The following is a 14857-nucleotide window of genomic DNA, read 5'->3' as shown; positions in this document are numbered from 1 at the left end:
CTGATAGCATAAATCAAACCCAAATTGAAACATTTTTCATTGAAAATAAATAAGTCATAGCACTATCTCATCAACAAATTTTCCAAAATCTACATTAATAAGCAAAAGTTTTTGTTGATAAATAAAACCCAAACTAAATCAAAAAATTAAAAGAAAAAGTAAAGATAATATGAGATAATAACAACATAATTGATCCATTTATAAAATTATTTTTCATTGTAAAAAGGTTACCAATTACGAATTATGTAACAATTGATTCATTTATTAATACTTCAACCGATAATATTTAATACTGATTTAAAAATAGATGGGAATAATTATGACATTAAATAGTTTAAAATATTTTGAAAAATTAATAGAAACTAAAAGTTACAGCAAAGTAGCAAAGTATTACGGAGTTACTCAACCAGCCATTTCAATGAACATTAAACGACTTGAAAATAAATTTAATGATAAATTAGTTACGATTAATAAATCTAAAGAAAATATAGAGCTAACAAATTCTGGAGAAAATGTGCACCAACATGCAAAAGTTATTTTGCAACAATTACAATTAATTGAAGATGACATTAAAAATCCCCAAAATAAGGTTACTAATTTAGGTGTTTCCCCATTAATTAATGATGATTATTTCCCTAATTTAGTTAATAAGTTAAAAAATGATGATATTACCTTAATAGAAAATGATACAGACAGCCTACTGGATGAAATATCTCTTGGTAACTTAGATTTAGCATTAATTGAATCTGCTGGCTTAATATGCAAGCCAGGAATTCAAGCTGAAGTTATTGAAACAGATCAAATCAATATCATCGTTAGTAAGGACCATGCTTTAGCAGACCAAAAAACGATTGATTTCCGAGATTTAAAGGACACCCCTTTTATCACAAAGCCAAATGAATTTTTACAAGCGCAATTATTTAAACATTTTGAACAAAAATATCACACTGCAATTCCTGTTGTTTCTTGTGGTCGAGATTCTAATCTAATGAATCAATTAGTAAAACAAAACATTGGTTTCTCATTTTCCTTAAAGCAAAATTTTGATGATGATTTAGTTGCTTTAAAGCTTAAAAATAATAAATTGCCAGACTTTGTGCTATCCATCGTCCATCCTAAATTACATAAATTAAACACCAATGAAAAAATAATCATCGATACTATCAAGGAAGAATCGCTTTCAAAGAAAAACAGGTTACAAAATTAACCTTGCAATTTTTTCCAGTGAATCCTGTGCTTCTGGAGTTGGATACCATGAAAAAACATGATCCATTTTTTGATAAATGTGGATATTAATATTCCATCCCATTTTATTAGAAATTCTTCCCAATTTTAATGTATCGGCATATAAAATATCATGCGTTCCTGAAAATATATCAACGGGTGGCAAATTATCAGAATTCCCATAGATAGGACTCACTAAGGGATTCTTAACATCTAAATCTCCAGCAAATATTTTCCCACATTCAGCTAATTCTTTAATATTTAGAATTGGATCAAAAGGCTGAATCTTTTTCATTTCGGGATTTGAATCTGTGATATCCAACCAAGGAGATAATAAAATCGCCCTTAGTGGCATTGGTAACTGGTTGTCTCTTAGTTTTTGAAGAAATGCAAGGGAAAATCCTCCTCCTGCTGAGTCTCCCATTAATATAATGTTATTTGGATTAATTCCTTTGTTATTAATTAAATTCAAATAACATTTTAAAATCATATTATAAGTATCTTTAGCATGAAAATTAGGTGCTAACGGGTAAATGGGCATGATGATGGTAGCATTTACCATCCTAGCTAATTTATTTAACATCGGATAAAGGATGTTTGCTGGTTGACTCCAATATGCTCCACCATGAATATAAAAAATAATTTTAGACTGTACACCATTATTTGGAACCATTTTTATCATATTTTTGTCAGCATTAAGATATTTTACATAATACAAATTCTTAATAATTTCAGGAATAACATACTCTTTGGAATTATTTCGTAATGCTTTTTGATATTCTTTCAAGTCGAATGGATTTATCATAATATTCATTTTCTTTAAAAGATTTTCAATCAATAGACTTCTTAAACTTCTCTTTTCTCTGAGGGCTTTTATTTTTTGGTACGTAAACCCCGCTATTCCTAATGAGAAAAGAGTTTTTTGATATCGCTTCATTTCTACTCCAATCATCAATTAATATTCTTTAAAGATGCATTTTTAGATATATCAATATTAGGTATTAACTCAGCTCTGTTATTCATTACATAATATTTTTATAATTGAATGTTAACATTCAAGGTTCATCAGTGCAAGTGTTTGCATGCATCGAGAAGCTATTCATGATGAAAAGTGTATTTTAAAGTAGAAGAGTATCCTTAAAAATTTTATTACAATAAAAAATCACCTTCTAATTTTTAGTAAAAATTTAGAAGGTGATTTTCACTTACATAAAATAATTGTATTCCAGACTACTTAGTTTTTATTTTTTTAGTGAATCTTTTTGTAGTAATGAAATTGGTAATATGTAATTTTGTTTTACTTGTTTATTATTTATTCGATCAATTAATAATTTAACTAAAAGATTACAAATTTCATCAATTGGTTGCACAATGGTACTTAATTTGGGACTATATTCCTTCACATAATTAGATCCATCATAACCTATAATTTGAATGTCATTAGGAATTTTCAAATTTAATTTTGTAGCTTCTTGCATTGCAATAATAGCCGTTAAATCATCAGTACAAAACAAGCCATTAATATTTTTTTGCTTGATATGTTCTTTAATCAAAGAACGCTTATTTGTTAGCGAAGAATTAAATGGAATATCTAAAGTATTTACAGTCATAAATCTACGTTTAGCTGTTTCTATAAACCCACTAACTCGATTACTATTTAAAGATCTTTTGTCAATACTTCCAGAAACAACCATAAGATTACTGGCTTGCTTTGATATTAAGGTATTAGCCGCTAATTGTCCACCAGCATAATTATCACTGCTAACTGTTGGTACCGGATAATTAAAATAACGATCATAAGAAATAATTGGCAGCTCATTATTTTTATATTCTTCTATTCCTTCATTGTGAGAACCCGTAATAATTCCATCTACTTGATTTGCTTGTAACAATTTAAGATATTTTTGCTCTTTTTTGGGGTCTTCTAGACTATTACAAATAATTGATTTGTAACCAAAAGTAAATAATCTAGTTTCAATTTTCTCTACAATTTCCGCGATAAATGGATTCTCAAGTCCAGCAAAAATAAGACCAACTAGTTTTAATTTTTTACCTTGTAATGCTCTAGCAACAATACTAGGCTGATAGTTTAACTTTTTCATTGATTCATATACAGTATGTCTTGTCTTTTCTGAAATATAACCCCGATTGTTAATTACCCTAGATACTGTTGTAGTAGAAACATTAGCCAATTTTGCAACATCTTCAAGTTTGTAACTCATAAAAATTCCCCTTTAACTTAATAGCTATGATAATATAGTAGCATTTTATAAACATGTCAATCGATTGACATGCTTATAAAAAGGATTATCATTATCAATGTAAGCGGTTACAAAATAGTTTTTAATGAGGTGTTCTTATGGAATTAGTTAATAAAAATAGTTGGTGGAAAAATGGAGTTGGATACCAAATCTATCCTAAAAGCTTTAATGACAGTAATAATGATGGAGTTGGTGATATTAATGGAATTATTGAAAAAATTCCATATATAAAATCATTAGGCGTTAAATTTGTATGGATTTCTCCATTTTTTGCATCGCCTAATGTCGATAATGGGTATGATGTCTCTAATTATGAAGCAATTGATCCTCAGTATGGAACTATGGATGATGTTAAAAATATGATTTCTAAATTTCATAAAGCAGGAATCAAAGTAGTATTTGATTTAGTTATTAATCATACTTCTGATAAACATGAATGGTTTAAGGAAGCAAAAAAATCAAAAAATAATCCATACCATGATATGTACATATGGAAAGAAAATATTAATAACAAAAAACCTAATAATTGGAAATCACTTTTTGGCGGATCTGCATGGGAATATAACAAGGCAACTAATGAATATTATTATCATTTGTTTGCTAAAGAACAACCAGACTTGAATTGGGAAAGTTCTAAGGTTCACGATGAGGTTGCTAGTGTGATTAGTTGGTGGAAAAAGCAAGGCGTTGATGGTTTTAGGTTAGATGCTATTTCTCATTTGAAGAAACTTCAAACCTTTGAAGATGTAAATGATCCTAATAAAGCTATGAATGATGTTCCAGGAATTGATGGTTATTTAGAATTTTTGAGTGAACAATTTAAAAAAAATAACTTAATGACAGTCGGTGAAGCTGGTGGAATTCCACTACAAAGAGCCAAAAAATGGGTTAATCAAAATAATGGTTATTTTAGTATGATTTTTCAATTTGATCATGTTAGTTTCTGGGAAAAATTTGATATTGGTAAAGTTTCGGTACCACAACTTAGAGCAGCATTATCCAAGTGGCAGGATGGTTTAAATGAAACTGGATGGAATGCACTGTTCATTGAAAACCATGATCTTCCAAGAGGAGTTTCATATTTTGGTGATGGAAATGAAAAATATAAAACAAAAACAGCAAAGACATTGGGAATGATGTACTTTTTAATGAAAGGAACACCATTTATTTATCAAGGACAAGAATTAGGGATGGACAATATTCAATTTGATAAAATAGATGAATTTCGAGATTTAGATAGTATCAGATATTATAAAGAACAACTTGAAAAAGGAATTGATGTTAAGACAATCATGCAACATTTAATTGGTAAAAGTCGTGATAATGCTCGTACACCAATGCAATGGAATAACGAAAAAAATGCCGGTTTTAGTAATCATAAGCCATGGATTAGTGTAAATCCTGATTATGTGAAGAAAAATGTTGCTCTTGAAGATAAAGATGATGATTCAGTATTAAATTTTTATCGTAAATTAGTTAAATTACGTTTAAATGATGAAGTTCTACTTAATGGAAACTATCAGTTAGTTAACACAAACGATAATCAACTGTATGTATATACTAGGACACTTGATAAGAAAGAATATTTAATTATTACTAATTTAAGCAGTAAGGAAGCAACATTTAAAATACCTAAAAATATGAATCCTAAATCAGTACTAGAAGTAGGAAATAATAAGATTAAAGATAATGAGTTAACCTTATCTCCATGGGGATCTGTTTTATATAAAGGAGACCTTGAAAATGAAACTAACAAATAAAGCAATGCTAATTACGTATCCAGATAGTTTAGGAAATAATCTGTCAGATTTAAAAGAAGTATTAAATAAATACATGAACGGAGTCGTTGGCGGATTACATATCTTACCATTTTTCCCATCCTCAGCTGATCGTGGATTTGCTCCTAAAGACTACACAAAAGTAGAAAATAAATTTGGAGATTGGAATGACATTGATGAGTTATCCAAATCATATTATTTGATGTTCGATTTTATGATTAATCATATTTCTAAACATTCTAAATATTTTGTGAATTTTCAAGAAAATCATAACAATTCTCCATATAAAGATATGTTTATTAACTGGGATGAATTTTGGAAACATCAAAATCCAAAACAATCTGATATTGATTTAATCTATAAGCGAAAACCTAAAGAACCAATTCAAGAAATTCATTTTAAAGCTGGAAAAGTAGAAAGGGTTTGGAATACTTTTGGAGAAGAACAAATTGATCTAGATATTACGAAACCAGTAACTCAAAAGTTCATTAAAAACACCCTAGACTTTTTAATGAATCATGGTGCTTCAATTATTAGATTGGATGCGTTTGCGTATGCAATCAAAAAAATTGGTACTACCGATTTCTTTGTTGAACCTGATATTTGGAAAGTACTTAATGAAATTAAAAAAGTAGTTGAACCACAGGGAGTTAAGCTTTTACCGGAAATTCATGAAAACTATCATATTGTAAGAAAGTTAACTGATCATGATTATTATAGCTATGACTTTGCACTTCCTATTATTGTCTTATATAGTTTGTATTCTGGAAAAGTTGATCCATTAATTGATTGGCTTAAAAATAGTCCAATGAAACAGTTCACCACCCTAGACACTCATGATGGTATTGGAGTAGTTGATGGCAAAGGTGTTTTAACAAATCGTGAATTAGATTTTACCAAAAAAGAAATGTATAAAATTGGTGCAAATGTAAAAAAAGTATATTCAAGCACTGCATATAATAACCTAGACATTTATCAAATCAATACAACTTACTACTCTGCTCTTGGAAATGACGATAAATCATATTTGATTGCAAGAGCAATCCAAATCTTTGCCCCTGGTATCCCACAAATTTACTATGTTGGATTATTAGCTGGTAAAAATGATATTAATCTTTTGGAAAAAACTAAAGAAGGACGAAATATCAACCGTCATTATTATTCAAAAGAAGAAATTAAAGAAAATACTAATCGACTAGTTGTTAAAAATTTGTTTAGAATATTAAGATTTAGAAATGATAGTAAAGCCTTTGATTTAAACGGATCAATTAATGTAACTAAAATTAATGAAAACAACTTCACTATCGTACGATCATCTCAAGACAATAAAGTTACAGCAAGTTTAGTAGTTAACTTAAAAGATAAACATTTAAAAATTACTAATACTAAAAATCAGACGATTTTAGATTTATAAGGAGAAAAATTATGGATGATAAAAGGGACCATTTGCCTAATTTATCACGTTGGACAATCTTAGCATTAACATTTGGATGCTTTGGAATTAATATGGCGGGTTCATTACAAAGCTCACAAATGGGAAGGATTTTTCAAACAATTGGAGCTGATCCTACTAAATTAGGATATTTCTTTATTCTTCCCCCATTAGTAGGAATGATCGTACAACCACTAATTGGAAAATATTCAGATATGACATGGACAAGATTTGGGAGAAGAATGCCATATACAATGATTGCTGCCCCATTTGCAGCACTAATGTTAATTTTATTGCCAAACTCTGGTTCATTAGGCTTTGGTTATGGTTCAACTGCAGCAATGCTTTTCGGAGCCTTTGCCATCCTATTTATGGATTTATCAACTAATGCCTCAATGCAACCACTAAAAATGGTTATTAGTGATATGGTTAATAAAGATCAGGAAAATTTTGCTTGGTCATGGTCATCAAATTTTAGCAGTATTGGTGGGATTTTAGCTACATTGCTACCTGCAATATTAACTTTTGTTGGCGTTTCCAATGTTGGTAAAAAAGGATCTCTACCTAATTCAGTAATTTGGTCATTCTATATTACTGCAGCAATCCTATTAGTAACAACTTTATTATCTGTATTATCAGTACATGAATATAATCCAGAAAAATATGCAAAATATCATGGTATATCAATTGAAGAAAATAAAAACACACCAAGCTTTATTAAACTTTTAAAAAAGGCACCAAAATCATTTTGGCAATTATCATTAATTGAGTTTTTCTGCTGGTTCCCAATGCAATATATGTGGACATACAGTACTGGTGCAATTGCAAAAAATGTATACCACGTTACAGATCCATCAACTGCGGCCTACCAAGCTGCCGGTAACTGGTACGGTGTACTATTTGGTATTTTCTCATTAGTAGGAATTGGTTGGGGATTAGTTATTGCCAAAACTAAACCTGAACAAAGAAAATTAATGTATAAATTAGGAATTTTATTAGGGTCCCTAGGGTATCTTTCCGTATTTTTCATTACTAATAAATGGTTATTAATTATTTCGTACTCACTCTTAGGAATAATGTTTGTCACTATGAATACAATACCATTTACAATTTTAAGTGATACTTTAGGCGGAAAACATCAAGGTTCATATTTAGGATTATTTAATATTAGTATTTGTATTCCTCAAATTACTGCTTCAATTTGTAGTTTTATAATTTTCCCATTAGTTGGTAAATCTATGCCAGCAATGTTTATTGTTGCAGCTATTGTTGCTTTTTGTGGAATATTCTTTGTACAGAGAGTTTCCACAGAAAAATCTTGATAATATTTTAAGCTACCCATTATTCAATATTTTATAAATTAAATGAACTTGAATTAAAAATTCAAGTTCATTTTTTATGATTAACTACTAAAAATATTACTAAATTTATAAACAATTTGTGACCATATCATTTAATATTAAAAAAATTTTTTCCTGAAAGAATCCCTATTAATTCTAAGACTATTTCACCAAAACTATTAACTTATCAGATAAATCATTTGCAAGTTTTTTCAAATCGTTAGAATTTTTCCCTGATAAAATAAAATAGCCTAACCGATCATCAGAATTTTCAGGTGGCCTAACTTTCAGACCTTTATGTGCATTAATTACAAATTTTTTAACTTCTGGAATATGTTCAAGTACGTTAGTATTTTTGATTTCTGCAAGTTCCCCATGGCTCTTGGCAAAAATATATCTAATTAAAGCTGAATTATTTTTTTGCTTTTGAATTTTTATATCTTCACCTAAATATAATTTAATTGTTTCCTCAAATAGATTAATTCCATAAGCATCTTGTATTAAATCAGATGTTATATTATCACCACCTGGTCTTCCATTAACTTCAACAATTTTAGGCCCTTCTTTGGTTAACTTAATTTCAATATGTGTTGGACCATTCGTAAAACCTAAGGATTTAGCAGCATCAAATGCCACATTAACAATGGAATTCTTTTGATTCAAATCAATTGACGTTGGAAATACGTGCATTATTTCACTAAAATATGGCGGTTTTGTAGTATGTTTTTCCGTAACTTCTGCAAAAGCAATTTTATTTTTATATAAAAATAACTCTACACTGAATTCAGGACCATCTAAAAATTCTTCAATCATAAATTCTGGTCTCACTCTAAAACCCAGATAACTTTTTTTAAACTTTTTTAGTTCTTCAAATCTATTTTTTAGTTCATTAGAACTATTAATAAAAAAGACATCTAAACTACTTGCAGCGTTAGTCGGTTTTAAAATCACTGGATATCCAATTTCTTCAGATTCTTTTAAGGCATCTTGCAAATTATTTACAACGGCATATTTTGCTGATGGTACTCCATTTTTTTTGAATTCTTTTCTAGCCAAATCTTTATTTCTAGCATTCACCGCTGTTTTAACTGAAGTTCCAAATTTTTTAAAATATTTTGCTACTTTTGCTGTGACAGTTGTTACATAATCCGTTGAGGGAATAATTGCATCAAAATTTTTATATTTACTATTATTAATAGCATTAATAATTGATTTTTCTTCATGGATATTAGCAACTAATAAATCATCATAGTCATTTTCATAGTTATACTTAATTGGATCTGCTTTATTTTGAACAATACTAACAACTTTACAACCAAGTTTTTTTGCTGCTTTTGCAAAAACAACTCCGTAAAAGCTCGGTTCAACTAACAAAACTATTTTTTCTTTATTCATTTTCAAATCCTTTCTTCCTGACTAGTCAATTCTTAATTTCATACCTAGTCTACCTTCAATTAAAATAAGTAATATCATTATGTAAAGATTTTCGTCATAATTTGACATATACTTTTAAAAAACATAAGATTGTTTTATGACTATTGAACAATTAAATGAAGATCAAATTAGAGTAAAAATATTTAAAGCACTTTCTGATGAAACAAGACTAAATATAGTAAGGAAACTTTTTAAAAACAAAAAAGAATTAAATTGTGGGGAAATAGGTGAAAATTTAAATATTAACAAATCCACAGTTTCTTACCATTTTAAGACTTTACGAGAAGCTGGATTAACTTGTACTCGTAAAGAAGGTCAAATCAAATATGTTAAATTAAATATAAATACTTTTAATAAATATTTACCTGAATTTTTAAAAACCTTGTAATCACAAGGTTTTTATTTTAAATAATTGTTCGATAGTTATAAAACAATCTATTTTACAAAGGAGCCTCTTATGCGACGTTATTCGTCTATGTTTTTTCTAATTATGTTTGTAATTGGAACTGATACATTTTTAATAGCACCATTATTGCCAACATTAGCAAAAAATTATGGTATATCTACTTCAATCTCAGGCTGGCTAGTAAGCGCATATGCTATTGGATATGCCTTATGTGCATTATTTTCTGGTCCTATTTCTGATGGTAGAAATAGAAAAAAGGTCCTAACTTGGGGATTAGCAGGCTTTACTATATCAACTTTTCTTTGTGGTTTTGCTTTCAATTTCCCTTTAATGATTACCTTCAGATTATTAGCTGGAATTAGTGCATCTTTTGTTACACCACAAGTTTGGGCTTCAATCCCAGTTGTAGTAAACAAAAAAGACATTGTAAAAGTAATGGGCTATGCAACTGCAGGTTTATCTGTTTCTCAATTAGTTGGGATCCCAATTGGAAGCTATTTGGCTGTGATTTCTTGGCAAACTCCATTCTTCGTTATTTCAGTTGCTTCATTAATTTTATTAATTCTTAGTGTTTTTGTTTTACCCGAGTTAGAAATTGGTGAAAGAAAAAGATTTTCTTTCTTTGAAACTTATGAAAATGTTTTAAAGAATAAAAAATCCACGAATTATTTATTTGCTTATTTTATTTTTCAAATGGGATCATTTACTGCTATTTCCTTTATCTCTACTTGGTTCACAAAATCCTTTGGTCTTACATTAACCAATGTAGGTACTGCAATGATTGCAATTGGAGCAGGTAATTTAATTGGTTCATTAACTGGAAGTAAAATCGTAAAAAAGTTGGGGATTCAAAAATCATTTTTATTTGAAATTTTAATTTTAATTTTTTTATATGTTATTCTGGCTTTTATTCATACGTTTGTAATATCAGAAATTATTTTCACAATTATTTTTCTATTTAACGGTTTTATTTTCCCAATTTTTATGGCTACATTACAAAGCACAACTGTTAATGAACGTAGTACCATTTCTTCTTTATCAAATGCAGCAATGTACTTTGGTGAAACAATTGCCGGCGTTATTGGTGGAATTTTATTTAAAGAATTCTTAGGATTTACTGGAATTGCAATTTTTGCTGCTTTAACAATGTTAATTTCTTTAGGATTATATTGGAAATCAGGATTATTTAAAAAAACAAAAGTATAATCATTATTGATTCAAAATTAAAATACCTATCTAACAAAACGATACTGCTAGATAGGTATTTTGCTTTTTAAAGTCAATTACCAACACTAATTTATTTAATAAAATGTTATTATTATACTAATCAAAAAATTAAAACAAAACTAGGAGGCAGGTCTCCGATTCAATATCGAAAACTTGTCTCCTAGAAAAACTAAATATGTGTCCAACTTTATGGGTTCACATCAGAATAGTGAACCACTTGATTTTTGTGACTCTACTTTTAAAGAATTATTTGATATTCAAGAAAAAATACAGCACTTTTAATGGAGTTTAACAATGAACCTAACTATAAAGTTAGACAAAAGCTTTTAGAAAAAATAACTGACCAAAAACTTCCAGAAAATATTAAAGTTTTCGCACCTTTACATAGTGACTTTGGTAGACATATTTTCTTAAAATCTGGTGTAGTTATCAATACAGACTGTGTTTTTGTAGATTTGGGAGGTATTTATCTAGATGAAAATGTTTTAGTGAGACCAAGAGCTACTTTTATTACCCTTAATCATGATCTTAGACCCGAATATCGAGATATAATTCTTACCCAAGCAATTCATCTTCATAAAAATGCCGGGATTGGAGCTGGAGCAATTATTTTACCAGGTGTAACAGTTGGCGAAAATGCAATTGTTGGAGAAGGTGCAGTTGTCAGAAAAAATGTTCCAGCCAATTCAGTTGTAATTGGTAATCCAGCTAAAATAATTAAAAAAGGTAAGCATTAAAGCAATCCTATGACTACTTTATAAACTATAATTTTAAATTCTCTTTAAGAGTTATTTTATGACATCGATATATTTTTAAATTTAGTGATGAAAAATGCCCCATAAAAATTAGATTTTTATCTAACTTTTATGAAGCACTTAGTTAAAGTAATTTAATTTTATTTAAACATTTTAAAACGTTTGTCATCTTCCATATATTCTTTTTCTCCAGCAGGAGCTTCGATAGATCCAAAAGGCATTTCTGCTCTTAAAGTCCAGCTATCAGGAATATTAAACTCTTTTGCAACTGCTTCATCAATTAGTGGGTTGTAATGCTGATTAGAAGCACCAATCCCCATTTCTGCTAACGCAACCCAAATTGAATAGTCTGCGATACCAATTGATTGTTCTGACCAATCATAAAAATTAGAAGCATAGCTAGGAAAATTATTTTTTAAATCATCAACTACTTTTGTATCAGTGTATAGCAACACCGTTCCAAATCCAGATTTAAAAGAATTTTCTACTTTATCAGCAGTTTCTTTAAAATCAGCTTCACTTTTAGAAACTTCATGAAGCTTATCTAATGTAATATCCCAAAGTTTTTTATTAGCTTCTCCAAATAAAACCACCGCTCTTACTGATTGAGAATTGAATGGAGAAGGGGATTCCCGTACTGATTTTTTGATAACATCATATACTTCTTCATCTGTATGCGTTTTGTTATCACCTAACGCATAAATTGAACGACGCTTCTTTTGTAAATTATAAAAATCCATTATAAATCTCCTTAAATATTTTAGTTACTTTAAGTAAGTATATCACCAACATCACATAATTATAAATAAAAAGCTTTAATTTTTAGGCTTGAAAAACTTTTTTTGCAATTGCGATCGCATCCATTACTTTAGGAAAACCTACATAAGGGATACTTTGAATAAAAATCTCAATAATCTCGCTTTGTTTCAAACCAACATTCAACGCTTCCTTAACGTGTGCTTCTAGTTCGCCTAATTCAGATTGCGCCAATACTGCAGTCATAATAACCGTTTCTCTTTGCTTTAAGTCCAAACCAGATCGCGTATAAATATCGCCAAAAACAAATTCTACTATATATTTAACTACATCTGGAGCAACGTCTCCTAGACTAGCTTGAAGATTTTTCATTGCCTCAGAATCTACTTTGGCAAGGGATTCTTTGCCTTTATTAAATCTATCATCATTTGCCATTTTTGTGCTCCTAATCAATTCTATTTATTTGTTAAAACAACCTTACCAATCATCTTCCCTGAAGCAACTAATTCATGAGCCTGTTCTAAGTTTGCTGCATTAATGGGAGTTAACTCTTTTGTAAGTGTTGACTTAATCGTGCCATTATCTAATAATTCAGCAACTTTATTAAGAATGTTATGTTGGCTAATCATATTTTCATGATAGTAAGACTTAGTAAACATCCATTCCCAAGCAAAGTGACCACTCTTTTTAGTTAATTGTTGTAAGTCGATTCCAGCCTGATTTTCGGTAATAGAAGCAATTCTTCCAAATGGCTTAATGATTTCAGTCATCAATTGCCAATATGAATCAATTCCTTTTAATCCTAAAATATAATCAACATACTTATAACCAAGCTTATTTAATTCATCAGCTAAATTATAATGATGATTAATTACGTCATCAGCACCATGATCCTTTACCCATTGGATAGTTTCTGGTCTTCCAGCAGTTGCAATTACATGTAACCCAGCCCATTTTGCTAACTGAGTAGCAATAGAACCAACACCACCAGCACCATTAATAATTAGAATTGTATGTTTTTGATTTTCAGCATAATTGTTTGGATTAATTTCTAATTGTTCAAACATAGCTTCCCATGCTGCCAAAGATGTTAAAGGCATTGCTGCTGCTTCTGCATCAGTTAATGTTTTAGGAGCATTACCAACAATTCTTTCATCTATTAATTGATATTCGCTATCACTTCCAGGTCGAATAAATGAACCTGCATAAAATACTCGATCACCAGGTTTAAACATAGTAACACTAGCTCCAACAGATTCTACTACTCCAACTGCATCCCAACCAATTACTTTAGGCTTTTCTAATGAACGATCTAAGCCATTTCTAACCCCAACATCTACTGGATTAACTGAAGTGGCATTAACCTTTACCAATAAGTCATGATCAGTTGGCTTAGGCGTGTTAGTCTCAAATTCAAAAAAGTTTTCTCCAGTATCTGAAACTGGTTTATTATATCCAATTGCTTTCATAAATATTTCCTCCATCTGTTCTTATAGAACATTTCCTTAAGTTGTATTTTTAACTCAAGACTATCGTAAATCCGAAATTAAAATTCAACAATAGTGAAATTTTTGTTACATCGAAAATGAAAATAAACAAAAGAGGATGTGAAATAAACATCTAAAAAAGAATCAACGATTGTGATGATGACATTACATATAAGAAACTAGTCTAGTTAAGGATTTGTTTTGATAAATTTTCACAAATAAATATAGGACGAAAAATCAAAATCAGATTTTTCGTCCTATATTATTTTTAGAGGCTAGTTATGTGACAACCTCTTATTTTTTGGATAGTTTATAAATTCTCAATCCAAGATAATAAAAGTCAAACTATTAATTAAATCATTTCAATATCTGACAAAATTCAATTCTTTCATGGTTTGGTCCATAAACATTAAAATATTTTATTCCATGATCCCAATAGGAGGATATTTCTTGAACTTGGTCATCGTCAATATTTAAATTCATTTCTTTGGCAACTTGAAATGCTTGCTCAATATCAGGCGTGTTAAGTGCAAAATGATTTATAGCGCCATCGACTGGATTAGTTGGATCACCTTCCCATGTCTCAATAGTTAAATTGCCAAATTCCATAAAAGCAACTGTAACCGCTCCATTATTAAATTTACCTTTTTCAGTGAATCCTAAATCTTTATAATAATTAATTGTTTTTTCTAAATCCTTTGTAGGTATGCCAACGTGTTGTACTCCAGTAATTAAGTTGCCCATTTTTTTCATGATT

At 29.4% G+C, this 14857-nt stretch carries 14 protein-coding genes; 7 read left to right on the top strand and 7 right to left on the bottom strand.

The genetic code is table 11. The features are described 5' to 3' along the window. Window positions 1-319: 319 nt before the first annotated feature. Window positions 320-1207: a LysR family transcriptional regulator gene (locus AC0GLY_RS00560; RefSeq protein WP_496611638.1), complete on the top strand. Its 888-nt coding sequence runs from the start codon at window positions 320-322 to the stop codon at window positions 1205-1207. Here AC0GLY_RS00560 and AC0GLY_RS00555 read toward each other — a convergent pair. Both AC0GLY_RS00555 and AC0GLY_RS00550 read right to left on the bottom strand, forming a co-directional pair. Then, entirely contained in the window at window positions 1196-2161 is a 966-nt protein-coding gene (locus AC0GLY_RS00555; RefSeq protein ID WP_496611637.1) for an alpha/beta hydrolase fold domain-containing protein, read from the bottom strand. The genes AC0GLY_RS00560 and AC0GLY_RS00555 overlap by 12 nt on opposite strands. Window positions 2162-2465: 304 nt before the next feature. After that, window positions 2466-3446 carry a LacI family DNA-binding transcriptional regulator gene (locus AC0GLY_RS00550; RefSeq protein WP_496611636.1) on the bottom strand — a complete coding sequence of 327 codons (981 nt, stop codon included), beginning with the start codon at window positions 3444-3446 and terminating at the stop codon, window positions 2466-2468. Between the two features lie 137 nt (window positions 3447-3583). Here AC0GLY_RS00550 and AC0GLY_RS00545 point away from each other — a divergent pair, with 137 nt between their 5' ends. Genes AC0GLY_RS00545 through AC0GLY_RS00535 form a run of 3 tightly spaced genes read left to right on the top strand, consistent with a single transcriptional unit; the run spans window position 3584 to window position 8017 of the window. Further along, window positions 3584-5245, top strand: coding sequence for a glycoside hydrolase family 13 protein (locus tag AC0GLY_RS00545; RefSeq protein ID WP_496611635.1), 1662 nt, complete (start codon window positions 3584-3586; stop codon window positions 5243-5245). Further along, window positions 5229-6677: a sucrose phosphorylase gene (gene gtfA, locus AC0GLY_RS00540; protein WP_496611634.1), complete on the top strand. Its 1449-nt coding sequence runs from the start codon at window positions 5229-5231 to the stop codon at window positions 6675-6677. The genes AC0GLY_RS00545 and gtfA overlap by 17 nt, the downstream gene beginning before the upstream one ends. 11 nt (window positions 6678-6688) lie before the next feature. Further along, window positions 6689-8017 carry an SLC45 family MFS transporter gene (locus tag AC0GLY_RS00535; RefSeq protein WP_496611633.1) on the top strand — a complete coding sequence of 443 codons (1329 nt, stop codon included), beginning with the start codon at window positions 6689-6691 and terminating at the stop codon, window positions 8015-8017. A 180-nt stretch (window positions 8018-8197) separates the two neighbouring features. Here the strand turns inward: AC0GLY_RS00535 and AC0GLY_RS00530 are convergent, their stop codons facing one another. Then, window positions 8198-9430: an ATP-grasp domain-containing protein gene (locus tag AC0GLY_RS00530; RefSeq protein ID WP_496612210.1), complete on the bottom strand. Its 1233-nt coding sequence runs from the start codon at window positions 9428-9430 to the stop codon at window positions 8198-8200. A 136-nt stretch (window positions 9431-9566) separates the two neighbouring features. Here AC0GLY_RS00530 and AC0GLY_RS00525 point away from each other — a divergent pair, with 136 nt between their 5' ends. The 3 genes from AC0GLY_RS00525 to AC0GLY_RS00515 all read left to right on the top strand — a co-directional run bounded on the left by AC0GLY_RS00525 (window position 9567) and on the right by AC0GLY_RS00515 (window position 11839). Further along, complete coding sequence (locus AC0GLY_RS00525; protein WP_496611632.1) at window positions 9567-9857, top strand: ArsR/SmtB family transcription factor; 291 nt, start codon at window positions 9567-9569, stop codon at window positions 9855-9857. 69 nt (window positions 9858-9926) lie between these two features. Continuing rightward, on the top strand, window positions 9927-11081 hold the full coding sequence (locus AC0GLY_RS00520) for an MFS transporter (protein ID WP_496611630.1): 1155 nt from the start codon (window positions 9927-9929) through the stop codon (window positions 11079-11081). A 302-nt stretch (window positions 11082-11383) separates the two neighbouring features. Beyond that, entirely contained in the window at window positions 11384-11839 is a 456-nt protein-coding gene (locus AC0GLY_RS00515) for an LbetaH domain-containing protein (protein ID WP_496611629.1), read from the top strand. Between the two features lie 158 nt (window positions 11840-11997). Here AC0GLY_RS00515 and AC0GLY_RS00510 read toward each other — a convergent pair whose 3' ends face one another. From AC0GLY_RS00510 to AC0GLY_RS00495, 4 genes are all read right to left on the bottom strand, one after another. Continuing rightward, complete coding sequence (locus tag AC0GLY_RS00510) at window positions 11998-12597, bottom strand: nitroreductase family protein (protein WP_496611628.1); 600 nt, start codon at window positions 12595-12597, stop codon at window positions 11998-12000. Between the two features lie 82 nt (window positions 12598-12679). Then, window positions 12680-13048 carry a carboxymuconolactone decarboxylase family protein gene (locus AC0GLY_RS00505; protein WP_496611627.1) on the bottom strand — a complete coding sequence of 123 codons (369 nt, stop codon included), beginning with the start codon at window positions 13046-13048 and terminating at the stop codon, window positions 12680-12682. A 20-nt stretch (window positions 13049-13068) separates the two neighbouring features. Then, complete coding sequence (locus AC0GLY_RS00500; RefSeq protein ID WP_496611626.1) at window positions 13069-14082, bottom strand: zinc-binding alcohol dehydrogenase family protein; 1014 nt, start codon at window positions 14080-14082, stop codon at window positions 13069-13071. A 375-nt stretch (window positions 14083-14457) separates the two neighbouring features. Continuing rightward, window positions 14458-14853 carry a VOC family protein gene (locus AC0GLY_RS00495; RefSeq protein ID WP_496611624.1) on the bottom strand — a complete coding sequence of 132 codons (396 nt, stop codon included), beginning with the start codon at window positions 14851-14853 and terminating at the stop codon, window positions 14458-14460. Between the last annotated feature and the right edge of the window lie 4 nt (window positions 14854-14857).

The sequence above is a fragment of the Fructilactobacillus sp. YLN 2507 genome, assembly GCF_059614085.1.
This window is presented reverse-complemented; position numbering and strand designations above follow the sequence as displayed.